The organism is Bordetella genomosp. 10, from assembly GCF_002261225.1.
Taxonomy (GTDB): Bacteria; Pseudomonadota; Gammaproteobacteria; order Burkholderiales; family Burkholderiaceae_B; genus Bordetella_C.
Window position 1 is genome coordinate 370,531 of record NZ_NEVM01000001.1, and the last position, 23,900, is coordinate 394,430.

Sequence of the window (23,900 nt, forward strand, 5' to 3'; positions counted from 1 at the left end):
GGACAAAGCCGGCAGCGCAGCCCATCCCAAGCCGGCGGAAGCGGCAAGAAGGGCGCGGCGGCGCGGCAGGGAGATCGGATCAGGATTCATCGGTGGAGGTCTGTGGTGATGGACGGGAGGAAGGCGCGGTCCGGCCACGTAGCAGGGCGGCCAGGCGGGTCCGGTGTTTCCAGGCGTAAGGCAGGAGGAACATCAGCGCGGCCAGGATCAGGAAGGTCACCGACAGGCCGCTGGATAGAAAGATGGCGGGATCGGCGCTGGACAGGGTCATCGATTGCCGGAACGATTGCTCCAGGCTCTTGCCCAGCACCACGGCCAGCACCATGGGAGCCAGCGGCACATCGAGCTTGCGAAACACATAGCCGACCAGGCCGAAGCCCAGGATCAAGCCAAGGTCCAGCGTGCTGCCGTCGATCGAGTAAACGCCTATGGTGGCGATGGCCAGGATCAAGGGCAGCAGGATGCCGGCCGGGACATGGAGCAGGCGCACGAAGATGAATACCAGCGGCAGGTTGAGCACGAACAGCATGACGTTGCCCAGGTACATGCTGTCGATCAGCCCCCAGACCACTTCCGGATTGCGGGTCATCATCAGCGGGCCAGGCTGCAGGCCGTACATGACGAAAGCCCCGAGCAGCACGGCGGTCGTGCCATTGCTAGGCAGGCCCAGGGTCAGCAGGGGAACCATCGAGCCGCCGGCCGCGGCGTTATTGGCCGCCTCGGGGCCCGCCACGCCCTCGATCATGCCGGTGCCGAACTTATGCTTGTCTTTGTGGATACCGCGCTCCAGGCCGTAGGACAGGATGGTGGCGATGGTGGCGCCGGGGCCTGGCAGGATGCCCTTGACGAAGCCGATCAGCGTGCCGCGCACGATGGGCATGACCGAGCGTGACCATTCTTCGCGCGTGAGCCACAGCCTGCCGCGGATGCGCATCGCGGGCGCCATGCCGCGGCAATGCTCCTCGAAGGTAACGAAGACTTCGGATATCGCGAACATGCCCACCGCCACCGCCAGGAAGCTGATGCCGTCCTGCAGCTCGGGCACTGCGCCGGTGAAGCGGGGCGAGCCGCTCTGCAGGTCTATGCCCACCGTGGCGATCATCAGGCCCAGCACCATGGACAGCAGGCCCTTGGCCAGCGACGCGCCGGTCAGGCTGGACACCGCCGACATGGAGAACAACATCAGGCTGAAGTATTCGACCGGACCGAATTTCAGGCCGAAGCGCGCCAACGGCACGGCCAGCACGCTTAGCGCCACGACGCTGAACGTGCCGGCGATGAAGGACCCGATGGCGGAGACGGCCAGCGCCGCGCCGGCACGCCCGTTCTTGGCCATCTGATAGCCGTCGAGCGTGGTCATCACCGATGCGGATTCGCCCGGGGTGTTGATCAGGATGGAGGTCGTCGATCCGCCATACATGGCGCCGTAGTACATGCCGGCGACCATGATGAGCGCGCTGGTGGGATCCATGCCGAAGGTCAGCGGCAACAGCAGCGCGATGCCCGCCGCGGGCCCCAGGCCAGGTAGTACGCCCACCACGGTACCCAGGATGCTGCCTATCAGCACGAAAAGCAGATTGCGCGGTTCGACGGCTGCGGCGAAGCCGTGCAGCATGTGCTCGAAGTTATTCATGGTATTGCCGCGTTCAAAAGGGGAGGAAGCCGACGGGCAGGGGAACGCCGAACAGGCCGGCGAACAGCAGATAGCTGCCGCCGGCGAAAAGAATGGCGACGGCGGCGCCCGCGTAACGGTTGCCGTGATGAAAGCGCAGGATCAGGCCCAGCAGAAATGCCGCGGTCGCCAGGGCATAGCCCAAGGTCTCGAAAAACAGGAAATAGAGCCCGGTCCAGATCGACACGGTCAACAGCACGCGGAAATCCTGATCGCGCACGTAGCGGTAGAAGCGGGCGCCGTCCGCGCGCAGTGCGGCCCGGGCGCACCCTTGCACGATCAAGACGATGCCGACGATGATCAAGGCGATTGTGAGCACCTCGGGGAACAGGCGCGGCCCCAATGGGTCGCCGAACTGAAGCACGGGAATCTGCGAGATGCCCCAGCCGTAGATCAGGGCAATGATGAGGGCGGCGGCGCCCAGGGCAAGCTGTGTCATTGCGCGGCCCCGCACGATGTGTCTTTGCGCCCGCTCAGCAGCATGGCCACGATGGCGCGGGCCGTGGTGGCGGGCCGCGCTTGCGGACGCAGTACCGACGCGGCAAGCGCGCCTTCGTAGAGCAGCAGCAGTTGGTCGGCCAGCGCGTCGCTGGCGCCGTTCACGCCGTTCTTCCGGTCCGGCTCGGCCTGCAACAGCCGGACGAAGAGGGCACGTAAAAATGCCTTGTGCTCCTGGCCCACCGCGAAGATGGCCTCCGATCGCGGATTCTCCGTCACCGCGATGACGAACGCGCAACCGCGATAGTGTTCGTCGCGGGTCTTCGTTTCCAGGCTGGCGAAGATGGCGTCTACGGCCTCGGCGCCGGATTTGTCTGTGACCAGGTCCAGTAGCTGTCGGCTGACGCATTCATGCCGATGCCGAAGATAAGCCAGCACCAGTCCTTCCTTGCCGCGGAAATGCCTGTATAGCGTCGCGCGGGTGATGCGCAAATGCCGCACGAGGCTATCAACGCCAAGCAGATACGTCCCATGTCGATAAAACAACTCGCCGACCGCCGCGATGATGCGATCACGGGTGGGCAAGGAGGAATCAAGCGATGATGCAGTTTGCATGGCCGGTAGAAAGAACGTTCGTTCTACCGAAGAATACGTGGCGTCCCGGGGTGGACCAACGTCAAATAATTCATCTGCAAATAGCCGAAAGCAGTGACTCTCAGCTGCTGTTCAGCTTGTTGGCCACCGCGTTTCGCGTATTCGAGCTGACGCAATCTCAAGCGCCCTTGCCCGGCAAGGACTAGGTGCGTGTCATCGTGATTGACCTGTCCGAGACGGACCTATAGATCGCCCGCCAGTATTCCCCACCGCGATGATCGTGGCCGACCGCTTTCACGTTGTGCGCCTGGTCAATCAGAACTTTCCCAGGCTATGGCAGCAACGGACCCCGAAGGCCGGAAGAACCGGGGCTCGCTCAGCCTGGTCATCGCCATCACTGGAAGCTGACGGCCTCGCAAAAGGAACGTCGACACTTGTACCTGGCGCAATCGCGGTGTTGCAGGCGCTGTATTTCGCCAAGCAGCAATTGGACAGCTTTGGGAGGCTTCCACTCGCTGCCCGCATTCACGCTAGATCAGCATCCGAACACCTTCGGCGCGGGCCGAGCGCGGGATCTCCTGGAGCATTAGTTCGAGCAAGGCTTCGGCTGCCGGTGTCAGGCTACGCTGGTCAGGCTGGACCAGACACATCTGGCGGTGGCAGGTGGGGTCTTCCAACAGGCGGCATTGCAGCTTGTTTAGGGGAACTCGCTTTGCCGACAACGACGGCAGCGCACAGATGCCCAGGCCCTGATTGATCAATGATTCGATCGTTGCCGTGTGGCTGACCTGGCAACTTGGATTTCGCACGTTTTCCGGCATGTCCGAAGATGGCATCTGCCTAAGCTGCATCGCCAGCCTGCTGGATTGAGAGAATCCAATGATCTGATATGGCTCTAGGTCAATCCATCGAACGCGCCGCAACTTCGTCAGCGGATGACCTTTCGCGAACAGCACGGCGAACTGATCGTCAAAAAGAGGCGTATACCTCAAATTCGATAGTCGGTTCAGCGGACTGGTGATGCCAAAATCGGCTTCGCGCTTCAGTACCCGTTCTTCGGCGGCGTCGGAACTGTCTTCCTGCAGGTGTACAGAAACACCTGGATGGCTCTTCATGAATTTTCCCAGCACCTGCGGGATCACGAGCGCCATGATCGAGGGGACCACGGAAATACTGACATGCCCCCGCGTGCGGGCGCCTAGTGCGCGCATCTTGCCCAAGGCAGAATCGAAATCCTCCAGCAATCTGCGCGCTGTCGGCAGGAACTCTTCCCCCGCAGCGGTAAGCAGCAGCGTCCGCGTCGTTCGATCGAACAGGCGCACTCCTATGGACGCTTCCAGCTGCTGCAACGTCAGCGTCAGCGCGGACTGTGACACGTTGAGTTGAAGTGCGGCCTTGGAAACGCTTTGCCAGACGGCAACTTCCACAAAGCAGCGCAGGTGCCGGAGGGCGGCAGTCATGGCAGGTTCCTATCAAAAAAACTCATTAATCGATCTTATAGTTCTATTGGACGAATAGTACCTCCGCTTTTAAAGTTTCTAGGTGCAAAACGCGCCATTGATCAGAAGGGCGGCGCCCCTCGCTTTTCCTTAACCACGCATGAAAATCACCGACATCAAAGCATCCCTCCACCGAAATGAAATCGATCTTCCCGGTATCGGAAAATCCATTGAGAGCCGCGCATTCGTCTTCGTTGAGGTGGAAACGGACGAAGGCATTTCCGGTCTGGGTATCACGGGGCAGTTCCTGCCGTGGGCCGTGATTACCGCCATCAAGGACCACATACTTCCAACCTTGAAGGGTATGGATCCTTACCACACCGAAAAGATCCATTCGACTGTGTGGAAGAAGTTGAATAATCGCGCGTACACGGGCGTGATTTCCAACGCACTGTCCGCCATCGACATTGCATTGTGGGACATACGCGGCAAGAAAGAAAAGCGTACCGTCGCCGAACTGCTGGGGGGCTACCGGGATTGGGCAAATACTTACGCGACGTTCGGCTATCCGTTTTTCGACGAGGATCAACTGGCCGAATATGGCCGAAAATTTGTGGCCGAGGGCCATCGTGCCTTGAAAATGGTCGTGGGCGAGCCGTCACGCACCTGGCAGGATGACGCCCGTCGTGTGCGGGCGGCCCGCGCCGCCATCGGCCCGGACGTGCAACTGATGATCGACGCGAACTGCTATTTCAATCCCCACGAAGCGCGCTTGTTGTGCCGGGCCATCGAGGAGTGCAACCTCACGTGGTTCGAGGAACCCTTGCAGCAGAATGACGCCCGCGCGCTGGCCGATCTGCGGCAGCACACCTCCATTCCCATCGCTGCCGGCCAGATGGAGGGCCACCGATGGCGCTACCGCGAACTGGTGGTCCATCACGCGGTCGACGTCATTCAGCCCAACGTGCTTTACAACGGCGGCTATACCGAATCCTTGAAAGTCGCGCACCTGGCGCAGGCATTCAATCTGCCTATGTCGAATGGCGGCGGATGGCCGATATTCAATATGCATCTGCTTGCCGGCGTACTGAACGGCGGCCCAGTCGAGTTCCACTACGGGATGTGGCAGACGGGCAAACGCTTCTTTGTCGGCACTCCGGATCCGCTGAATGGCAAGATGGAGATACCCAAAACGCCGGGGCTGGGCTTTACGCCGAATTACGATCAGCTCAAGGACGCCCGGGTCGAGGGGCCAGACGACACGATGAACGATGGCCGCGATGGTCACGGCTACCTGTTGCGTTGATCAATAAATATAAGTGGAGGGACATGACATGGGTGTTTTTACACATCACCCCGGGGGCGGGTGCGTGTTCGCGCTAGGGTTGGCGGCGGTTGGATTATTTGCGTCCAGTCTGCCTGCGCGGGCAGAGGCAGCGGGCTTTCCCGACCGTCCGATAACGCTGGTGGTGCCGATGGCCCCGGGCGGTCCGGCGGACACTGCGGCGCGGGCCGTCCAGGTGGAGATGAGCAAGAAGCTGGGGCAGACGATAGTCATCGAGAATCGCGCCGGCGCTGGCGGGTCCATCGCAGTGAATATGGTGAGGCGGGCGGCGCCGGACGGTTACACTATTTTGATCGCCAATGCGTCTACGCACGCGATTGCTCCCAGCATCTACGAGCGCCTCTCATACGATCCTGTGAAGGACTTCGCGCCTGTGGGACAGATCGTTGTGTCACCCGGTATTCTGGTCGCCTCGCATAAGGTGGCGCCGGACTGCAAACTGGCAACCTTCATCGCTAACCTCAAGAAGGCGCCTGGCAAGATCGCGTTCGGCTCGGCGGGAACCGGCACGCTTTCACATCTGACCGGAGCACGCTTCGAAGCCGCGACAGGAACGCAGATGCTTCACGTTCCCTACAAAGGGCTGGCACCGGCTATCAACGATCTGTATGCGGGGCAGATCGACGTCGTTTTCGACAGCGTAAGTTCGGCGCTGCCGCATGTGCAGAGTGGCAAGTTCTGCGCGCTGGCGGTACAGTCGGCCGCCCGCATTGAGGCGTTGCCGGACGTTCCCACCTACGCGGAAGCAGGGTTGCCGGATCTAAACAGTCCTACCTGGTATGGTGTCGTGGCGCCGGCCCACACGCCGCCGGCGGTGGTCGCCGCGTTGAATACGGCACTGGATTCCGCTCTCAAGGATCCGGTTGTGGTGCAAGCATTCGATCGTATGGGCGTGTATGCCGCGGCCACCACTCCGGAGGAGTATGGCGAGCGGATCAAGCAGGACATCGCAACCTGGAAGCAGCTCACGGAACAGATCCATTTCGAGAAAATACAGCAATAGGGCATCGCTTGAGTTTCAATTACTTAGCTGTACGTTGCCATCAGAATCGGCGCTGCTGTGCCATAACTTGGAATTCTCCACCGAGGATTTCGTTTAACTTGGAATATTCCTAAGCAAAGTGGTGACCGCGTGCCACCGATGGCTGGTAGGGCCGGCGAACGTCGTCTTTCGGCTGTTCATTCAACTGGTCGTTGCAACGGCTCGGCCAAATCGATCTGCCGGTGTTTCGTAGTTCAGCGTCTTCCTCGGCAGTTAATCGATCCGTCCTTGCCCACGAGCGCCGCAATGCTGAGACTTTCGCAAACTTGAATGGCAGGGCATCCCCGCCTGGTCGCCGGCCAGAGCCAACGATCTGCTGTAATAACACTGGCCCGTTCCGGGCCGCCACATCTCCCCTGGCGTCACCATGCGAGTTTCCTTTTTTGGCTGCCGTAGCCTCGGCGGCCTGCCTCCTTTCGGCCCGCGGCTTTGTCGCGCCGGCTCCGCCGATGCCCTCCCAACGACAACCGTGTCGCCATCGACCAGGCCGATGATCCCCGGCTGCCGGCGAACGATCGCTTATCCAGCAATCCGGCGACGCTTCCTCAAGCGGAGCCAATAAAGGTTAAAGGTCGCTGCCGCGGCGCCCATGTCCGGCATTCTTACCGGCAAATCTTCGGCACCGGTGCTCGTCACAACGGCCAGTACAGTTGCCACAGTCCCCCAAGGCGAGCTCCCTGCGATGAAGACGCCTGACGGGAAGCCGGTCACTCCGCCGCCGCAAGCAACGCAAGCGGTGGCCACCGGGTATCATTCCCATTGCTGATATCGAGCCACCGTCGCCTGAGCCTGCTGCAGAGGTAGTAGTCCTCATAAGGGAATCTATCCTAAGAATGCCGGCCCGATTGGGGCCGGGTGTCCTTGGGGGGCAGGAAAGGGCCGCCGATATCGGGGCCCAGGAAACTGGAGACGCAAACCAGCTACTAGATCCAAACGCGGAACGTGACGCGGAACGATTGCGGAATGTTTAGGGGCTCGCGAAGCGCATACTATCAGTAAGAAGCCCTAGAATCCTGTGGTGCCCGGGGCCGGAATCGAACCGGCACGCCTTGCGGCGGGGGATTTTGAGTCCCCTGCGTCTACCAATTTCACCACCCGGGCGGATCGTGCGCGGTGGCCCCTGATGGGGTACGCGTTGGTGCAGAGAGCGGGATTATAGCGGTTTCGGGGAACTTTGCCTGGCGCCCCGGTCCCTATCCCAGCTCGATCGTATAGAACTTCGTATCCACCGCCATCCTCGGGAAGCTCGCCGGCAGGGCGTCCGGTGTCACTTCTGTGAATCCGTGCTTTTCGTAGAACCGGTGAGCCGCCAGGAACTTGGCTGTCGTGCCCAGGTAGATCCGCCGCAACCCGCGTTGCCGGGCCGCCGCCAGCAAGGTTTCCAGCAAGCGGGCGGCGACGCCGAGGTTCCGGCCGCGGTAGGGCGCCGCGACGAACATCTTGCGCAGGGCGGCCTGGTGGTCGCCGATGTCCTTTAAGGCGATGGTGCCGATGACCTTACCTTCGCCCGTGGGGGAGCCGTCCTCCCCGGTCACCGCCACCCAGAAATCGCCCTTGCCCGTCTGGTAGAAGGCCTCGATCGCGGCCAGGTCCGGCTGGTCCTCCGCCGTGATCGGGATCCCGAATTCCTCGCGCTGGATGGGGAGTATGGTGTCCGCTACTCCCTGCTTGTCGGCCGGCCGGTAACGCCGGATTTCGAAGCGAACCCCATTATTACGAGTGCTGCCCAAGTGATTCCTCCCATCGAACCGGCCTCAAGCACGCTTTCGAGCTTCCCCGGCCGGTTGATTATCATAGCCCCCTTGAAATATCCCCCTCCGCCCCTATTCTTACGGCTGCTGGCGCTATCCGCCGGGAGCCGGTAGCGTATCCGGCGGGCCTTTGGCATTCCCTCCTTTCCCAGACCTTGAAGATTTCGACACCATGAACGAAACCGTCTCCTCTACCCCGTCCGAAACCCTGGGCTTCCAGGCCGAGGTGAAGCAACTGCTGCACCTCATGATCCATTCGCTCTACAGCAACAAGGAAATCTTCCTGCGCGAGCTGGTGTCGAATGCTTCGGACGCCTGCGACAAGCTTCGCTTCGAAGCCATTGATAACGCTGCCCTGCTGGAAGGCGACGGCGATCTGGCCATCCGGGTGGACTATGACAAGGCCGCGCGCACGATCACGATTTCGGACAACGGCATCGGCCTGACTCGCGACGAAGCCATTGCCAACCTCGGCACCATCGCCCGCTCCGGCACCAAGGAGTTCTTCTCCAAGCTGACCGGCGACAAGCAGAAGGATGCCCAGTTGATCGGCCAGTTCGGCGTCGGTTTCTATTCCTCCTTCATCGTCGCCGACAAGGTCACGGTGATTACCCGCCGCGCCGGCACGCCCGCCGCAGACGCGGTGCGCTGGGAGTCGGACGGCCAGGGCGAGTTCACCATCGCCGCCACCGAAAAGGCCACGCGCGGCACCGACGTCATCCTGCACCTGCGCGCCGACGAGGACGATCTGCTCAGCGGCTGGAAGCTGCGCGAGATCCTGCGTCGCTATTCCGACCACATCTCCCTGCCCATCCGCATGGCGAAGGAAGAATGGGACGCCGAGAAGGGCGAGCAGGTCAAGAAAGAGGAACTGGAAACCGTCAACCAGGCCAATGCGCTGTGGACCCGCTCCAAGGGCGACATCACCGACGAGCAGTACAAGGAGTTCTACAAGCACGTCGCCCACGATTACGACGATCCGCTGGCCTGGACGCACAACCGCGTCGAAGGCCGCAGCGAATACACGCAACTGCTGTACATCCCCAAGCACGCGCCCATGGACATGTGGGACCGCGACGGCCGCCGCGGCGTGAAGCTGTACGTCAAGCGCGTCTTCATCATGGACGACGCGGAACAACTGCTGCCGTCCTATCTGCGCTTCGTGCGCGGCGTGATCGATTCGGCCGACCTGCCGCTGAACGTCTCGCGTGAAATCCTGCAAGAAAGCCGTGACGTGCGCGCCATCCGCGAAGGCTCGGCCAAGCGCATCCTGTCGTTGCTGGAAGACATGGCGGAAAACCGCAAGGACGACTACGTCACCTTCTGGAACGAGTTCGGCCAGGTGCTGAAGGAAGGCACGGGCGAGGACCAGGCCAACCTGGAACGCATCGCCAAGCTGCTGCGCTTCGCCTCGACGAACTCGGGCGACGACACGCAATCCGTTTCGCTGGCGGACTACGTGTCGCGCATGAAGGAAGGCCAGGACAAGATTTACTACGTCACCGGCGAAAGCTATGCCGCCGCCAGCAACAGCCCGCACCTGGAGATCTTCCGCAAGAAGGGCATCGAGGTGCTGCTGCTGTGGGAGCGCGTGGATGAGTGGATGCTGTCCTACCTGCGCGAATTCGAGGGCAAGTCCCTGGTGTCGGTCGCCAAGGGCGGGCTGGACCTGGACGCCCTGGCGGACGAGGAAGAAAAGAAGCGCCAGGCCGACGTGCAGGAGGAATTCAAGCCGCTGGTCGAACGCCTGAAGACCGCCCTGGGCGACAAGGTGGCCGACGTTCGGGTGACCCTGCGTCTGGTCGATTCGCCGGCCTGCGTGGTGGTCGGGCAGAACGACCTGAGCCCGAACCTGCTGCGCATGCTCAAGGCCGCCGGCCAGCAGGCGCCGGACATCAAGCCGACGCTGGAAATCAATCCGGAGCACGCCCTGGTCCAACGCATCCGCGACGCGGGCGACAGCGATTTCGGCCAGTGGGCCGAGTTGCTGCTGGATCAGGCCATGCTCGCCGAGGGCGGCCAACTGTCGGATCCGGCCGCGTTCGTGAAGCGCTTGAACGCGCTGCTGCTGAAGGCGGCTTGATGATCGCTTGACGCCAATTCGCCGGTGATCCCGCGTAGTCCTTCGAGACGACGCGGCTTCAGAAAAGGCGATGAACGGGCCAGGTTTCCCCAGGGAGGCCTGGCCCTTCTGCTTCCTGGACGGCGCTGGAGATCGATAGCGTCGAAGCGACGCGTCGGCTTTGTCCGACGACGCGGCCAGCTTCTCCACGAGCACCGTGACCAGATCGCGACAGATACTTTCAGGACGATTGCGGAACGGCCGCCACAAAGCGAATTTCAAGCTTCACGCGCCGTCCAAGGCTTCAATGCCGGCCTGGATGGCGCACGCCCCGAGCAGCCATGACCGCACAGAACTTTCTCGATCCCGACTCGCCCCATTACTTTGACCTGCCGCTACGCGAACAAGCGGATCTGCTCCGCGGGCTGGCCCCCGTGCTCGGACGCCGGGCAGAAATCCTGGAGAAGGATATCTGGCTGTGCCAGGTGCTGGTCGCGCTTTCCACTTGGCCGCGCCGCAAGCCGATGGTTTTCGAGAGCGGAATGTTGCTATCGAAGCTATATCGGGTCATCGGGCATTTCCCCGACGACTTGAAGATCGCGATCGACGCCCGCAGCCTGGTCGCCGATATTCCCGGCCTGACGATGCTGCCGGACCTGCTCAAGGCTGCGCTACGTCACCACGTCAACCAGGACTTGGTGCCCGCCCTTCAAGTGTCGTTGGCGCAGGCGATGCCCACCGCCGGGATCCGGGTCAAGGTCAGCGAGGATGCCGGGCAGGTATGGCTTTACTACCCCAGCGCGCTGGGGTATCCGCGCGCCTGTGCGCCCGCCGGCATACGGATGGAATTCGGCGGCCGCCATGCCGCGTCGTCATGCGACACGTTGAGTATCGAGCCGGCCGTCGCCGCCCACGTGCCGGGCCTGACCTTCCCCAGGGCCCGGGTGGCGGTGCTTTCCCCGCAGGTTCAGCCGGGTGGCAGGGCCCGCCGCAGGAAACCGCACGTGGCGCCGAACCGCGGCCAATCGAAGGCGGGACCGGGGTCGGTCTTGCGGCCCGGCGCGATATGTTCGTGGCCCCAGGCGTGGACCAACGGGTAGCGCGCCTTGAGGGCCGACGTCAGCCGGGCCAGCGTCGCGTATTGTTCGTCGGTATAGGGCAGCACATCCGTGCCTTCCAGTTCGATGCCCACGGAAAAATCGTTGCAGCCCTCGCGCTTGCCCAGGCGTGACGCGCCCGCATGCCAGGCCCGCTTGTCGGTGGAAACGAATTGCTGGACGGCGCCGTCGCGGCGGACGAGGAAATGCGCGGCGACGCGCAAGCCCCGCAGGCGCTCGAACCAGGGATGCGCGCCATAATCCAGGCGGTTGCAGAACAGGCCTTCGATATACGGGCCGCCGAATTCCCCGGGCGGCAGGCTGATGTTGTGGATGACCAGCAGGCTGACTTCCGTGCCTCGCGGACGTTCATTGAAATTAGGCGACGGCGTCAGCGAGACGCCGCGCACCGGCTTGAGCCAGCCGTGTCGGTCCAATTGCAAAGACATGCGATCTCCCATAGTTGGCGTTATGACTTGCGTGGCGCGCGGGCCATGCGCGGCGCCAGGGCGCCCGCGGACCTCTTGTTATCGCCGCCATCCCGTGGAGGGACGGCTCAATGCCGCGCCACGCCCAGCCGGGCATGTTCCTGCCCGCAATACGTTTCCCCGGCGCTGAGCACGGCTTCCGAACGCGGCAGGTGGATGCCGCAATGCGCGCAGCGCACCATCTGTTCGGCCTGCTGAACCGCCGCCGGCCGGCCGGGCCGGTCCCCGCCGGCGTTGGCCCGGTTGCCGTGGCCGGGCTGCTGTTGCTGCCGGGCCTGCTCGCGCGCCTGCTGCTGCGCCGCGCGTGCGCCGGCGCGCGCGGCGATGCGCGCGACCGTCATGATGACCAGTCCGATGACGAACCAGAAAATCAGCTTACCCACGTCAACCTCGATGCAAAATCACTTCCAGCACGAACCGGCTTCCGGTATAGGCCAGAATCAGCAAGGCAAAGCCGACCAGCGTCCAGCGCAGCGCCACGCGCCCGCGCCAGCCCTTCAGGTAACGGCCCAGCAACAGCACGCCGAACGTCAGCCAGGACAGCAGCGTGAAAACCGTCTTGTGATCGAAGGGTAGCGGTTTTCCGGTAAGTTCGTACGACGCGATGGCGCCGGTGCAGACCGTCAGGGTCAGCACGCAGAAGCCCACCGAAATCAGGCGGAACAGCAGATATTCCTGCATCAGCAGGGGCGGCTGCACGTCCAGGACGCGGCCGACGATGGTGGCCTGGCCGGCGGGGCTGGGCGGGCGGTGCAGGTGGCGGTCGAGCAGGGCCATCAGGCCGGCATGCAGCGCCGCCACCGTCATCAGGCCGTAGGCGGCCAGGGCGATGACCAGATGGGTGCGCAGCCAGGCGTTATGCGCGTGCGGCACGGTTTGTCCCTGGGGAAAAAGCGCCGCCAGGGCGGTGGTCAGGGTGGCGGCCGGCAGCAGCAGCAATTGCAGCCCGTCGATCCGCACCAGCAGGCTTTCCAGCCAGAAAATCACCATTCCCAGCCAGACGGCGGCCGACAGCGCCAGCGCCCAGCCCACGAACAGGGCCTCGCCGCCCAGGATGCTTTCGTAGAGCGCGATGCCTTGCAAGAGCAGGGCGCCCAGCAGGCACAGGCGGTTGGCCCGGCCCGCCTTCTGCACGTCCTGGGTCTTGCCCAGCCGGCGCCATAGCGACCCCGCCAGCACCGCATAAGCGACGGCGGCGGCCGCGTGAAATACAATGCCTGTTGACATAGAACCCGTATCTTGGATGTGGCCTGGGCGCGACCGGCGCTCCATGGCGCGAAACCGCGCCTTTCTGGCCACGAGTTAGCCGACTAGTTTAAGCGGAAACGCATCTCATGCTCGATAACCTTACCCAACGCCTGTCGCGCGTCGTCAAGACGTTGCGCGGCGAAGCCCGTCTGACCGAGGCCAATACGCAGGAAATGCTGCGTGAAGTGCGCATGGCCCTGTTGGAAGCCGACGTGTCGCTGCCCGTGGTGCGCGACTTCGTGGCCCGCGTCAAGGAAAAGGCGCTGGGCGAGGAAGTCGCCACCAGCCTGAGCCCCGGCCAGGCCCTGGTCGGCTTGGTCCACAAGGAATTGACGGCCCTCATGGGCGGCGACCTGGGACCGGATGCGGGCGAGCTGTCCCTGGCCACCCAGCCGCCGGCCATCATCCTGATGGCGGGCCTGCAGGGCGCCGGCAAGACGACCACCACCGGCAAGCTCGCGCGCTGGCTGGCCGAAGGCAATCACGTACAGAACGGCCGCAAGACCGGCAAGAAGAAAGTCCTGGTGGTCAGCGCCGACGTCTACCGTCCGGCCGCTATCGACCAGTTGAAAACCGTGGCCGCCCAGGTGGGCGTCGACTTCCTGCCGTCCGATCCCAGCCAGAAGCCGGAAGACATCGCGCGCAACGCCGTCGACCACGCGCGCCGCTTCCACTACGACGTCCTGATCCTGGATACGGCGGGCCGCCTGGGTATCGACGAGGCCATGATGCGTGAAATCCGCGCGCTGTACGACCTGGTCAAGCCCATCGAAACCCTCTTCGTCGTCGACGCCATGCAGGGCCAGGACGCGGTCAACACCGCCAAGGCCTTCGCCGACGCGCTGCCGCTGACCGGCGTGGTGCTGACCAAGCTGGACGGCGACGCGCGCGGCGGCGCGGCCCTGTCCGTGCGCCACGTCACCGGCAAGCCGCTGAAATTCGTCGGCGTCTCGGAAAAGCTCGACGGCCTGGAAGCCTTCTATCCCGATCGCATGGCGCAGCGCGTCCTGGGCATGGGCGACATCGTGTCGCTGGTCGAGCAGGCGCAGAAGAATATCGACATCGCCGAGGCGCAGAAGCTGGCGTCCAAGCTGAAGTCGGGCAACAAGTTCGACCTCAACGACTTCCGCGAGCAATTGGGACAGGTGAAGAAGCTGGGCGACATGGGCTCGCTGCTGGAAAAGCTGCCGGCCCAGTTCCAGCAGGCGGCGGGGCAATTGCAGAACGGCCAGGCCGACAAGCAACTGCGCCGCACCGAGGGCATACTCAATTCCATGACGCCGGCCGAGCGCGCCAAGCCGGAACTCATCAAGGCCTCGCGCAAGCGGCGCATCGCCACGGGCGCCGGCGTGCCGGTGCAAGAGGTCAATCGCCTGCTGTCCCAGTTCGAGCAGATGCAGGGGATGATGAAGCAGATGAAGAAGGGCGGCATGGCCAAGATGATGCGGGCCATGGGCGGCCTGAAGGGCCTGGGGAAACTCGGCGGACTGCGGTGATGCGGTAAGCGCATCGCACGGCGGTGACGGCGGCGCCCTGCACGGGGCGCCGTTTTACATTGGGCGATGCATCGAAGGGGCTCCCACGCTTCGCCCCCCAAGAGGCGGCGTGCTTGCCTGCGAACCGCCCGGCAAAAAAAAAGAAGGCCAGGCGAGGCCTGGCCGATTCCACCAGCACGGAAGGGGAAGGATCCGCACCGGTTTAGCCCATCGAAAACGCTGCGGAAGTCCGACGGGCATTGCTGAGATTATCCGTAGTCTCGGCGAAAGTCAGCGCAATGATGTGTAACGATGTGCGTAGCATTCATGCGCAATAAATTGCTCTACAGTTGAGCGCATATTACTGGGTTTGTATCCTTTGCATCGCTGGCCGGAGCCGGACGCGAAGCATCTCCAGGCATTTGTGCTCAACCACCGCCGACCGCGACAACTATCTCTAATTTGTCATCAGCGTTCAGAGATGTAATCCCGTGCTGACTTTTCGGAACAATTTCCCCATTTCGCTCCACCGCGATTCGCTTGCCGGCGTAGCCCAGCAGTTCGACGAGTTGCGTAACGGTGGCGCCGGCGGGAATGTCGCGAGGTTGGCCGTTGAGTTGGATATTCATGGCGAGACGGAAGTGTTGGGTTAAGGCCGGTGCGGGGCTGTGCTGGCGAAACTACGCCGCGAACCGATTCAGCGACCGCACCAGCAAGGCCAGGATCCCCGGTTCGTCGAAGGCGTGGCCCGCGTCCGGCACGATGTGGAAATCCGCTTGCGGCCAGGCGCGGTGCAGATCCCAGGCCGTGCGCGCGGGCGTGCAGACATCGTAACGCCCCTGCACGATGACGCCGGGGATGCCTTCCAGCTTGTGGGCGTCGCGAATCAACTGGCCTTCTTCCATGAAGCCGGCATGAGTGAAGTAGTGATTCTCGATGCGCGCGAAAGCCAGCGCCGCCAGGTCGGCCGCATGGCTTTGCTGATGGCGGGGGCTGGGCATCATGGTGATCGTACTGTCTTCCCACTTGCTCCAGGCCTTGGCGGCGCGCAGGCGCTCGGCCTCGTCCGCACCGGTCAGCCGGCGATGGTAGGCCGCGACCAGATCGTGGCGTTCATCGGGCGGAATGACGGCAAGGTAGTCTTCCCACAGATCGGGGAAGAGATGCGAGGCGCCTTCCTGGTAGAACCAGTCGATCTCGCTCTTGCGGATCGTGAAAATGCCGCGCACGATCATTGCCGAGACGCGCTCGGGATGCGTCTGGCCGTAGGCCAGCGCCAGCGTCGAACCCCAGGAACCGCCGAACACCAGCCACTTGTCGACGCCCATCACCTCCTTGCGCAGGCGTTCGATATCCTCCACCAGGTGCCAGGTGGTGTTGTTCTCCAGGCTGGCGTGGGGATGCGAGCGGCCGCAGCCGCGCTGATCGAACAGCAATACGTTATAGCGGCTGGGGTCGAACAACTGGCGGTGAACCGGCGAGCATCCGCTGCCGGGACCGCCGTGCAGGAAAACGGCGGGCTTGCCTTTCGGGTTGCCGCATTGCTCCCAGTAAATCTGATGGCCGTCGCCGGTGTCCAGGTAGCCGTGGGCGTAAGGGTCGATCGCGGGGAAGAGCATTCAGGCGACTCGCTTGAAAATCAGGTCCCAGACGCCGTGCCCCAGGCGCAGGCCGCGCGTCTCGAATTTGGTTTGCGGACGGTAGTCCGGGCGGGGCGCGTAATCCTTGGCCGTATTGGCGAGCAAAGGTTCGGCGCCGAGGACTTCCAGCATCTGTTCGGCGTAGTTCTCCCAGTCCGTGGCGCAGTGCAGGTAGCCGCCGGGCGCCAGCCGGCTGGCCAGCAGCTTGACGAACGGCGGCTGGATCAGGCGGCGCTTGTGATGGCGCTTCTTGGGCCAGGGATCGGGGAAATAGATATGGACGCCGGCCAGGGAGTCGGGCGCGATCATGTCGCGGACCACTTCGACGGCGTCGTGCTGGACGATGCGGATATTCGGGACGGCGGAGGCTTCGATGCGCTTGAGCAGGGAGCCCACGCCGGCGTTGAAGACCTCCACCCCCAGGAAGTTATCGCCGGGACGGGAGAGCGCGATCTTCTCCGTCGTCTCGCCCATGCCGAAGCCGATTTCCAGGATAGTGGGGGCCTGGCGGCCGAAGGCCTTGGTAACGTCGAGCAGGCGGGGGGAATAGGGGATGGACCACTGTTCCAGCAGGCGCTCCAGCGCATCGCGCTGGCCTTGGGTGATGTGGCCGCGGCGATGGACGAAGGAGCGAATATGGGACGGATGGGCAGCGTCGGTCGCGCTGCCGTCGTTGGGGAGGGGGCTGTCTTGCGCCTGGAGTTGGGCTGTCGCGGCCGGCTGGCTGGCAGTCGTGTCGTCGGCGGGCGGCCGATCCGCGGCGTCGGCAGAAGGAGGGTGCGTATTCATAGGGCGCCATTGTAGTAGGGCGCAGCCGTCGTGCGGAACCGTGGAGGATCAGGTTACAGGCGGGTTTTGCGTCGGGCTTACGGTGGCTTCCATGCTCTATATATATAGTCACACGTCGCCTCGGATAGGAATCTTGAGACCACGGCCCGGCGTATATATTGATTTGTAACGCCGGGGGCATCAATGAACGGATGTTTCTTCTTTGTCGGGTATTGAGGGAAAGGCGCCCGCGGTCTGCCGCCTACGCGAATACGATGTCTTCGAGCGTCAAACCGTCGCCTGGGAGCCGAGAACGACCGTGCTTTGGGCGGACAGCGTTCCGCCGTTTCCATGCGCAAGCGCCACGTCGCAGTTTGCGACCTGGCGGGCGCCCGCCTCTCCCCGAAGCTGCCGCACCACCTCGATGAGTATGAAGATTCCGTACATGCCGGGGTGGCAATAGGACAGCCCGCCGCCATTGGTGTTCACCGCCAATCTGCCGCCCGGCGCGATGGCGCCATCCATGACGAAGCGGCCGCCTTCCCCCTTGGGGCAAAAACCGAGGTCTTCGAGGAAAAGCAGGGTGGTGATCGTAAATGCGTCGTACAGCCCAAGCACATTCACGTCTTTCGGCCGCAGGCCCGCCATGGCATACGCGCGCGCGCCGGAGCGCACCGCTCCGGTCGTCGTCAGGTCTTCCATGTTGCTGATGCTGTAGTGACTCAGGTCATCGCCCACGCCGAGGATATAGGCGGGGGGCTTCCTGAGCGTCCGGGCTCGCTCGGCCGACGTGACGATGATGGCGCCGCCGCCGTCCGTCACCAGGCAGCTATCGCGCACCGTCAACGGACTGCTCAGGACGCGCGAGTTCAATACCTCCTCCACGGTCAGCGCCTTCTTCTCCCACGCCTTGGGATTGAGCAGCGCCCACTGGCGCGCCGCCACGGCGATGTGCGCCAATTGCTCGCGTGTGGTGCCGAACTGATAGGCGTGCCGCGCGGCCGCGAGGGCATAGGAGCTGGCGGTGAAGATGGGCCGGAACGGCGAGTCGTACGGACTGGGGTCGACCGAGGCCACGTTGGCCCGCCCCAGGCTGCGCTGGGTGCTGCCATACGCGATCAGCGCGACTTCGCATGCGCCCGTCTCGATGGCGGCTTGCGCATGCGCGACCATGGACATGAAACTGCATCCGCCGATATTCGCCCCGCCGTGGTAGCGGGGCCGCAGCCCGAGATATTCGGATAGCGAGAGGGTCGCCATGCGCGCTTGCGAGGTGACGCAAAACACGCCGTCGATGTCCTGCAGCGACAGGCCGCAATCTTCCAGCGCGCGGTGCGTGGCCTGTCCCATGAGGTCCATGGGCGATAGACCGGGAGAGACCTGGCCTATGTCGGACTCGGCCACCCCGACGATCGCGCAGGCGCCTCTTTTCAGTTTCTGGCTCATGGATTCATTCCGGTACGAATATGGGATAGGGAGGTTCTTCATTGCCCGGATCGAAGACGCGGGCCCGCACCCGCATTCCGATGCGGACGTCTTCCGCCGGTATGCCTTCGACGCGGCTCATGAGCCGGTAGCCCTCGTCCATGTCCACCAGCACGACGTTGTAGGCCGGCTCGTTCTTCGGACTGATTACCGTGACCGAATACACCGAGCCGCGCCCCTCGCTGACCCGCCACGTCAGGTCGGTGCTGCCGGAACCCGGGGCCAGCACGCGCGGAAAGAACACGGGTTTTCCTGTCGCTTTATCCCACTGGTAGGCCAGTTTGCCCTTGCGCAGGAACGACTCATATACGCTGAGGGGCGAGCCTTCGATCACTTCTCCTGGCATCTCGCTCATCGAAAAAACCTCATCTGTCATATTTCCGGGCGGCTTGCCCGTGGACGTATGTGTCAGGCCAACGCCTCGATTTCCGGATTTTTCGCGCTGGCGGCGATGCCCAGGATCGATTGCATGGCATCCAGCAGCAGCCGAACGGCGGCGGCCTTGTCCGGGGCGCACAGCTTGGCTCCCACGAAACCATCGGGGCGCACCAGAACGACGTCGCCGAGGCGCGCTGCATAGAGCCGTTCGAATTTCGAATCCAGGGGCCGATATGCGGCGTTCGCGCCGACAGCGATCGCGGGAAGCTCGATGTCCAGGGCGTCGGCGACATCGGTGGCCGCGGCTTTCCAATAATCGGGCATGTCGTGCCCGACGAGCACGAACCTGCGCCCCCACAGATCGATGGTGGAGATTCGTTCGCCCGTGGCCTGCCTCGATAACCAGGCATGCGGCGCCCGCACGCCTGGAACGGTGGTTTCCACATACTCGACCAGATCCGGCGCCGGCGCGGTTTCACCGTTGCCGACGATTGCGCGGGATCGATAAACCGTACCCAGTTGATAACCGGTGTGGAGCACGGCGTTGTCGCCATGCGGAATCGTGCGCTGGCTGAGAAAAAGCTGCGCTTCCGCCGAAATTCTTCCCTGCGCGAACAGCGCGCCTTCCCCAACCCGCGCGGCCTCCGCAATCGCCTGGTAATGCAGGGAGTTGTAGGTGGCGGACTTGACGGTGATAAGCGCTTTCGACTTGCGCTCTTCCTGATAGGAGTCGAGCAGCGTCTCGGCGGCCTTGCCTTTCAGCACCAGTTCGAGTTTCCACGCCAGGTTGTTCGCATCCTGGATGCCGGAGTTCATGCCGAAACCGCCCCACGGGGAATGCCAGTGGGCGGCGTCTCCGGCGAACAGCACATTTTTCTCGCGCCAGTTCCGCAGCAGGCCCGTGCTGTAGTCGAATCGGTAGGTCTGAATGATTTCTATCGGCAAGTGGGGCATTCCTAGCGCCCCGCGGATGCGTTCCAGCAATACTTCGCGCACCGGCGGTGTTTCTTCATCATGCCGGAAGCTGTAGCGCCACAAACCGTTGCCGGGGTGCTTGCTGCCAAACCATCCCGCATAGCGCGGATTCAAGATGAAGGAGTGGAAGAATCCGTCCTTGCCCAGGGTGTCGTCGAGTTCAGCCCGAAACTCCACCAGCACCTGGTTTCCAAAAGTGGGTCCGTGGTCCTGGCCCGTCCCCAATCGAGAACGAATGAAGCTATGGGCGCCGTCGCACGCCACCACGTAGCGCGCCACGACGCTCCTCATCGTCTTCGACGGGACGTCCTCGACCGTCAAGCGGACGCCATCCTCCAACTGCTCGACGTCCGTGACTTGCGTATGGAAGTGCAGCGAGGCGTTGGCCCAGGACTCGGCCCGGCGGCGTATGGCCGCCTCATAGTCCGACGCGGGAATCTTGCGTGGAAAGACGGGACTATGCGCTCCCCACTTTTTTACATAGTCTTCGTGCGTGCCTTCTATCGCGCGGATCGCCGCCACCGGGCCGTTCGCCACGTTCACGTAGAAGCCCTGGCCGTTGGCATCCTCGGTCTCCCAGCCCGCGTCGGCCAACAGGTCCCATACGCCCCATTGCCTGAAGAATTCCGCGGTGGACGCGTGAAGATATTGCCCCTTGGGCAAAGTGGTCGTGCTGGGACGTTTCTCGAACATCGCGACCCGCAGGCCTGCCCTCCCTAATAGATAGGTCATGGAAAGTCCGACCGGGCCGCCGCCACAGACCACGACATCGAAACGATTTTCCGCGTTGCGCCTGGAATCTCCGTTCATTCCTCAACTCCTTGCCATGGCGCTGCGAGCCATGCGTTCGGGACGCTTGCTCCACTCCGACCATGATCCGACGTAGAGACGCGGCTGGTGTCCCAATGCCTGGAGCGTCAGCACGGTCAACGCGGAAAGCACCCCGCCGCCGCAATACACGATGACATCGTCGCCTTTTCGAAGGCCGGCTTCTTCGTATAGATCCTGGATTTCTCCGGTCGTGCGCAGGGCGCCTCCCGGCGCCCACTGACCGGCGGCGGGAACGTTGCGGGCCCGTGGAATGCATCCGGCCAGATATGCGTTCTCATCCCGTGCGTCGATCAGCACCGCGCCGTCGTCCAGATTCTCGACGTCCTGGACGAGAATCTGGGGCATGCCGCCACCGGACAAATGGAGTCGTTGGGGAGGAGGGCTGGACGCGCGTTGGGTTTCCCCTTGCGCGACGGGACCGCCATGGTTGATCCAGGCTTTCAACCCGCCATCAAGTATCTTCACGTTCGCGAGCTCGGCCCAGCGAAGCACCCACCAGCCGCGGGCGGCCAGCGCCATCGATGGGCCATACAGCACGATTTCGGTGTCCGCATCGACGCGCCACGCCTGGAGTTGACGCTCTAGCTGATCCAGGTCGGGCAGCGGCAGGTTCCCGGAGTCGGGGGTCGGCGGTCCGGCGAAGACATCTCGAATCTGGGCGTGAACCGCACCGAGGATGTGGCAGTCCCTGTAGTCCTTGAACTCGTCCGCGGGTTCGCCCAGGCGAACGTCGACGAACAGGCGATTATCGTTGGGGCTTTCAAGCAGTTGGTCCGGCTGCACGAGGTCGCCGGAGAGAGAAGAAAGTTTGTGCTCCATTTTTCATGCCCTTTGCGCTGACGGTGGGGATCAGGCTCAATCCGCGATAGGGAGATTGCGTTCCTTGATGAGCTTTTTCCAAAAGCGGGTCTCCGATCCCACTACGTTTTCCAGGGCGGCGGTTCGGGTGTCGGGAAGCTCGGCTGCCCAACCCTTGATGGTTTCCTGCGTCGCGGGATCCTTCGCGATCTCGGAAATATTCTTCGAGAGGCTTTTCACCACGGCGGGATCGAGATTCTTGGGCCCGAAAACGGCAATCCACGCGCCGATGGCGGGAACGTCCTTGAGACCCAGTTCATGCAGCGTGGGAATATCCGGCGCGATGGCACTGCGCGTTTCCGAGCTGACCGCCAATGCCTCCATGGTTCCCGCATGGATATAGGGCCACGCGGTGACCAGCGAAATAATGGCGATGTCGACGTCGCCTCCCATTACCGCGGCCAGTTGCCTGGAGCCGGTGTTGTAGGGAATGTGCATCATCTTCACGCCGGCGCTGATGTTGATGAGCTCGCCCAGATAGTGCATGCCCGTGCCGATACCCGCCGACGCGAAGTTGATTTTCTGGCTGCTCCTGGCCTCGGCCAGCAGGTTCTTGAAGGTCTTGAACCGGCCCGCCTTGGCGACGATGACATAGGGCGTGGTGGTGATCTGGGCGATGGGTTGCAGGTCGCGCAGTCCGTCCGCATTTTTCTCGTTGCTGGCCGCGCGTATGGTGATGGACGAACCCGTCACCAGCAGGGTGTAGCCGTCCGGCGGCGCGGCGATGACCTGCCTGGCGGCGATTTCACCGCCGGCCCCCGGCCTGGGTTCCACGACGAATGGCTGCTTGTATCGGGTTGCCAGCTCCTGCGAAAACAGGCGCGCGGAGTTGGCGGGGAAACCGTCGATCCAGGGCATGATCACCCTGACCGGTTTTTGAGGATAGGACTGCGCGAAGCCCGGGCTTGCGGCAAGCATCGCGATGCCGGCAAATACCCACTTGACCGCTCTGGAGATGAATTTCTTCATATTGTTTGTCTCTGTATTTATGAGCCTTTGTTTTTCGGCTTCCCGGATTCTGCCGGCCGGGTCATGCGCGCGATGTGAGATCGCCGATCGGCGTCTCCCTAGATCACCTTGGCCTCCCTGTAGGCCGCAATCTCCTTGTCCGATTTGTTGAGAAGTTGTTTGAGCAGGTCCTCGGTGCTGCTGCCGAGCTTGGGGGGAGGCAGTTTGTACTGCACGGGGGTGCCCGTGAGCCGCAGGGGACTGGCGATGGTGGAGACCGTTCCGCCGTCTTCGGTCGGCATGTCCACCCGCAAGCCGCGATGCACCACTTGCGGATCCTCGAAGACCTGCTTGTAGTCGTTGATTCGGCCGCACGGCACGCCCAGCGCTTCCAAGCGCGCTATCCACTGCGCCGAGGTGCGGGTGCGCATGGTCCTGGCCAATTCGGGGATGAGGGTTTCGCGGCCGGTGATGCGGCCTGTCACCTTGGTCCAGCGCGCATCGGATGCGAGGTCGGGCCGCTCTATCCCTTCGCAATATTTTTGCCACTGCTGGTCGTTGCCAACCGCGACCACCATGTCGCCATCCGAGGTCTGGAATACCTGATAGGGAACCAGGCTTGCATGCGCATTGCCATAACGGAAGGGCACCTTGCCGCTCGAAAAATAGCCCGTCACCTGGTTGCCGCCCAGGGCGACGAGGCAATCGAGCAATGCCATGTCTATATATTGGCCGCGTCCGGAAACTTCCCGGTGATTGAGCGCGGCAAGTATGGCGATGGACGAATACATTCCCGTCATGACGTCGGCGATGGCAATACCTACCTTCTGGGCGCCGCCGCCGGGCAGGTCGTCGCGTTCCCCGGTAATGCTCATAAGCCCGCCCTGGGCCTGGAAGACGAAGTCGTATCCCGGCTTGTGCGAACTGGGGCCGGTCTGGCCGTAACCGGTGATGGAGCAGTAGACCAGGCGCGGGTTGATGGCGGCCAGGCTCTCATAGTCCAGGCCGTAGCGTTTGAGATCGCCGATCTTGTAGTTCTCGACCAGCACGTCCGATATGGCCGCCAGCTCCCGGATCAGCTTCTGCCCTTCCTCGCTGGCAATATCCACCGTGATGGATTTCTTGCCGCGATTGGCGGCCGCGTAGTAAGTGGAGTCGTTCGTGTACTCGCCGTTGTCGTCCCTGATCCACGGCGGTCCCCACCCGCGCGTGTCGTCTCCCACGCCGGGCCTTTCCACCTTGATGACTTCCGCGCCCAGGTCGGCGAGGTTTTGCGTGGCCCAAGGTCCCGCCAGGATGCGCGAGAGATCGAGTACGCGGATATGCGACAGCGCGCCCGTGTTCTGAATTGTCGGTGTCATGGGCT

The 23,900-nt window shown here is 63.0% G+C and carries 21 protein-coding genes, 1 tRNA gene and 1 pseudogene; 5 read left to right on the plus strand and 18 right to left on the minus strand.

The annotated features are described in order from the left end of the window. Nucleotides 1-79: 79 nt before the first annotated feature. The 3 genes from CAL29_RS01625 to CAL29_RS01635 are packed head-to-tail and all read right to left on the minus strand — an operon-like array spanning nucleotide 80 to nucleotide 2,695. Nucleotides 80-1,633, minus strand: coding sequence for a tripartite tricarboxylate transporter permease (locus tag CAL29_RS01625; protein WP_094851262.1), 1,554 nt, complete (start codon nucleotides 1,631-1,633; stop codon nucleotides 80-82). Between the two features lie 13 nt (nucleotides 1,634-1,646). Then, nucleotides 1,647-2,111, minus strand: coding sequence for a tripartite tricarboxylate transporter TctB family protein (locus CAL29_RS01630; protein WP_094851263.1), 465 nt, complete (start codon nucleotides 2,109-2,111; stop codon nucleotides 1,647-1,649). Then, nucleotides 2,108-2,695, minus strand: coding sequence for a TetR/AcrR family transcriptional regulator (locus CAL29_RS01635; protein WP_218831792.1), 588 nt, complete (start codon nucleotides 2,693-2,695; stop codon nucleotides 2,108-2,110). The genes CAL29_RS01630 and CAL29_RS01635 overlap by 4 nt, the downstream gene beginning before the upstream one ends. A 253-nt stretch (nucleotides 2,696-2,948) precedes the next feature. Between CAL29_RS01635 and CAL29_RS32245 the strand changes: the two are divergent. Further along, nucleotides 2,949-3,038 (plus strand): annotated as a pseudogene (locus CAL29_RS32245) (transposase); the annotation flags it as partial. 196 nt (nucleotides 3,039-3,234) lie between these two features. On the opposite strand, the gene CAL29_RS01640 reads toward CAL29_RS32245, so the two are convergent. Beyond that, a complete protein-coding gene (locus tag CAL29_RS01640) occupies nucleotides 3,235-4,164 on the minus strand; it encodes a LysR family transcriptional regulator (RefSeq protein WP_094851265.1) in 930 nt (309 codons plus the stop codon). Nucleotides 4,165-4,303: 139 nt separating this feature from the next. Here CAL29_RS01640 and CAL29_RS01645 point away from each other — a divergent pair, with 139 nt between their 5' ends. Beyond that, nucleotides 4,304-5,449: a mandelate racemase/muconate lactonizing enzyme family protein gene (locus tag CAL29_RS01645; protein WP_094851266.1), complete on the plus strand. Its 1,146-nt coding sequence runs from the start codon at nucleotides 4,304-4,306 to the stop codon at nucleotides 5,447-5,449. Nucleotides 5,450-5,513: 64 nt separating this feature from the next. Continuing rightward, complete coding sequence (locus CAL29_RS01650) at nucleotides 5,514-6,491, plus strand: Bug family tripartite tricarboxylate transporter substrate binding protein (protein WP_256977283.1); 978 nt, start codon at nucleotides 5,514-5,516, stop codon at nucleotides 6,489-6,491. Nucleotides 6,492-7,546: 1,055 nt separating this feature from the next. On the opposite strand, the gene CAL29_RS01655 is transcribed toward CAL29_RS01650, so the two are convergent. Together CAL29_RS01655 and CAL29_RS01660 are read right to left on the minus strand one after the other, a co-directional pair. Next, nucleotides 7,547-7,631: transfer RNA gene (locus CAL29_RS01655), tRNA-Leu, on the minus strand. A gap of 92 nt (nucleotides 7,632-7,723) precedes the next feature. Continuing rightward, complete coding sequence (locus tag CAL29_RS01660; protein WP_094851268.1) at nucleotides 7,724-8,260, minus strand: GNAT family N-acetyltransferase; 537 nt, start codon at nucleotides 8,258-8,260, stop codon at nucleotides 7,724-7,726. Between the two features lie 193 nt (nucleotides 8,261-8,453). On the opposite strand from CAL29_RS01660, the gene htpG reads away from it, so the two are divergent. Further along, nucleotides 8,454-10,364, plus strand: coding sequence for a molecular chaperone HtpG (gene htpG / locus CAL29_RS01665; protein ID WP_094851269.1), 1,911 nt, complete (start codon nucleotides 8,454-8,456; stop codon nucleotides 10,362-10,364). A 946-nt stretch (nucleotides 10,365-11,310) separates the two neighbouring features. Here htpG and ampD read toward each other — a convergent pair. The 3 genes from ampD to CAL29_RS01680 all read right to left on the minus strand — a co-directional run bounded on the left by ampD (nucleotide 11,311) and on the right by CAL29_RS01680 (nucleotide 13,155). Beyond that, nucleotides 11,311-11,889, minus strand: a complete 579-nt coding sequence (ampD, locus tag CAL29_RS01670; protein WP_094851270.1) for a 1,6-anhydro-N-acetylmuramyl-L-alanine amidase AmpD — start codon at nucleotides 11,887-11,889, stop codon at nucleotides 11,311-11,313. 107 nt (nucleotides 11,890-11,996) lie between these two features. Then, nucleotides 11,997-12,311, minus strand: a complete 315-nt coding sequence (locus CAL29_RS01675; RefSeq protein WP_094851271.1) for a PP0621 family protein — start codon at nucleotides 12,309-12,311, stop codon at nucleotides 11,997-11,999. Nucleotide 12,312: 1 nt separating this feature from the next. Further along, nucleotides 12,313-13,155, minus strand: a complete 843-nt coding sequence (locus CAL29_RS01680) for a cytochrome C assembly family protein (protein ID WP_094851272.1) — start codon at nucleotides 13,153-13,155, stop codon at nucleotides 12,313-12,315. A 107-nt stretch (nucleotides 13,156-13,262) separates the two neighbouring features. Here CAL29_RS01680 and ffh point away from each other — a divergent pair, with 107 nt between their 5' ends. After that, nucleotides 13,263-14,672 carry a signal recognition particle protein gene (ffh, locus tag CAL29_RS01685; protein WP_094851273.1) on the plus strand — a complete coding sequence of 470 codons (1,410 nt, stop codon included), beginning with the start codon at nucleotides 13,263-13,265 and terminating at the stop codon, nucleotides 14,670-14,672. 407 nt (nucleotides 14,673-15,079) lie between these two features. Here ffh and thiS read toward each other — a convergent pair whose 3' ends face one another. From thiS to CAL29_RS01730, 9 genes are all read right to left on the minus strand, one after another. Next, nucleotides 15,080-15,280, minus strand: a complete 201-nt coding sequence (gene thiS / locus CAL29_RS01690) for a sulfur carrier protein ThiS (protein WP_094851274.1) — start codon at nucleotides 15,278-15,280, stop codon at nucleotides 15,080-15,082. Between the two features lie 51 nt (nucleotides 15,281-15,331). Then, the gene (pip, locus tag CAL29_RS01695) at nucleotides 15,332-16,270 is read right to left on the minus strand and encodes a prolyl aminopeptidase (RefSeq protein WP_094851275.1); all 939 of its coding nucleotides are present in this window, start codon (nucleotides 16,268-16,270) and stop codon (nucleotides 15,332-15,334) included. Continuing rightward, the gene (gene trmB, locus CAL29_RS01700) at nucleotides 16,271-17,080 is read right to left on the minus strand and encodes a tRNA (guanosine(46)-N7)-methyltransferase TrmB (protein WP_094851276.1); all 810 of its coding nucleotides are present in this window, start codon (nucleotides 17,078-17,080) and stop codon (nucleotides 16,271-16,273) included. 267 nt (nucleotides 17,081-17,347) lie between these two features. After that, nucleotides 17,348-18,505, minus strand: coding sequence for an acetyl-CoA acetyltransferase (locus tag CAL29_RS01705; RefSeq protein ID WP_094851277.1), 1,158 nt, complete (start codon nucleotides 18,503-18,505; stop codon nucleotides 17,348-17,350). A gap of 4 nt (nucleotides 18,506-18,509) precedes the next feature. Further along, the gene (locus CAL29_RS01710; protein WP_256977121.1) at nucleotides 18,510-18,920 is read right to left on the minus strand and encodes a Zn-ribbon domain-containing OB-fold protein; all 411 of its coding nucleotides are present in this window, start codon (nucleotides 18,918-18,920) and stop codon (nucleotides 18,510-18,512) included. 32 nt (nucleotides 18,921-18,952) lie between these two features. Beyond that, a complete protein-coding gene (locus CAL29_RS01715; RefSeq protein WP_094851279.1) occupies nucleotides 18,953-20,707 on the minus strand; it encodes an FAD-dependent monooxygenase in 1,755 nt (584 codons plus the stop codon). A 3-nt stretch (nucleotides 20,708-20,710) separates the two neighbouring features. Next, a complete protein-coding gene (locus CAL29_RS01720; protein WP_094851280.1) occupies nucleotides 20,711-21,547 on the minus strand; it encodes a sulfurtransferase in 837 nt (278 codons plus the stop codon). A gap of 36 nt (nucleotides 21,548-21,583) precedes the next feature. Then, nucleotides 21,584-22,555 (minus strand): tripartite tricarboxylate transporter substrate binding protein, encoded by a 972-nt coding sequence (locus tag CAL29_RS01725; protein ID WP_094851281.1) that lies wholly within the window; start codon nucleotides 22,553-22,555, stop codon nucleotides 21,584-21,586. Nucleotides 22,556-22,653: 98 nt separating this feature from the next. After that, complete coding sequence (locus tag CAL29_RS01730) at nucleotides 22,654-23,895, minus strand: CaiB/BaiF CoA transferase family protein (protein WP_094851282.1); 1,242 nt, start codon at nucleotides 23,893-23,895, stop codon at nucleotides 22,654-22,656. Nucleotides 23,896-23,900: the final 5 nt, after the last annotated feature.

Excerpts from the sequence above, each read along its gene's own strand:
- CAL29_RS01625 (WP_094851262.1), bottom strand. The coding sequence starts at position 1,633 with ATGAATAACTTCGAGCACATGCTGCACGGCTTCGCCGCAGCCGTCGAA.
- CAL29_RS01630 (WP_094851263.1), bottom strand. The coding sequence starts at position 2,111 with ATGACACAGCTTGCCCTGGGCGCCGCCGCCCTCATCATTGCCCTGATC.
- CAL29_RS01640 (WP_094851265.1), bottom strand. The coding sequence starts at position 4,164 with ATGACTGCCGCCCTCCGGCACCTGCGCTGCTTTGTGGAAGTTGCCGTC.
- CAL29_RS01645 (WP_094851266.1), top strand. The coding sequence starts at position 4,304 with ATGAAAATCACCGACATCAAAGCATCCCTCCACCGAAATGAAATCGAT.
- htpG (WP_094851269.1), top strand. The coding sequence starts at position 8,454 with ATGAACGAAACCGTCTCCTCTACCCCGTCCGAAACCCTGGGCTTCCAG.
- ampD (WP_094851270.1), bottom strand. The coding sequence starts at position 11,889 with ATGTCTTTGCAATTGGACCGACACGGCTGGCTCAAGCCGGTGCGCGGC.
- CAL29_RS01680 (WP_094851272.1), bottom strand. The coding sequence starts at position 13,155 with ATGTCAACAGGCATTGTATTTCACGCGGCCGCCGCCGTCGCTTATGCG.
- ffh (WP_094851273.1), top strand. The coding sequence starts at position 13,263 with ATGCTCGATAACCTTACCCAACGCCTGTCGCGCGTCGTCAAGACGTTG.
- thiS (WP_094851274.1), bottom strand. The coding sequence starts at position 15,280 with ATGAATATCCAACTCAACGGCCAACCTCGCGACATTCCCGCCGGCGCC.
- pip (WP_094851275.1), bottom strand. The coding sequence starts at position 16,270 with ATGCTCTTCCCCGCGATCGACCCTTACGCCCACGGCTACCTGGACACC.
- trmB (WP_094851276.1), bottom strand. The coding sequence starts at position 17,080 with ATGAATACGCACCCTCCTTCTGCCGACGCCGCGGATCGGCCGCCCGCC.
- CAL29_RS01705 (WP_094851277.1), bottom strand. The coding sequence starts at position 18,505 with ATGAGCCAGAAACTGAAAAGAGGCGCCTGCGCGATCGTCGGGGTGGCC.
- CAL29_RS01710 (WP_256977121.1), bottom strand. The coding sequence starts at position 18,920 with ATGACAGATGAGGTTTTTTCGATGAGCGAGATGCCAGGAGAAGTGATC.
- CAL29_RS01715 (WP_094851279.1), bottom strand. The coding sequence starts at position 20,707 with ATGAACGGAGATTCCAGGCGCAACGCGGAAAATCGTTTCGATGTCGTG.
- CAL29_RS01720 (WP_094851280.1), bottom strand. The coding sequence starts at position 21,547 with ATGGAGCACAAACTTTCTTCTCTCTCCGGCGACCTCGTGCAGCCGGAC.
- CAL29_RS01725 (WP_094851281.1), bottom strand. The coding sequence starts at position 22,555 with ATGAAGAAATTCATCTCCAGAGCGGTCAAGTGGGTATTTGCCGGCATC.
- CAL29_RS01730 (WP_094851282.1), bottom strand. The coding sequence starts at position 23,895 with ATGACACCGACAATTCAGAACACGGGCGCGCTGTCGCATATCCGCGTA.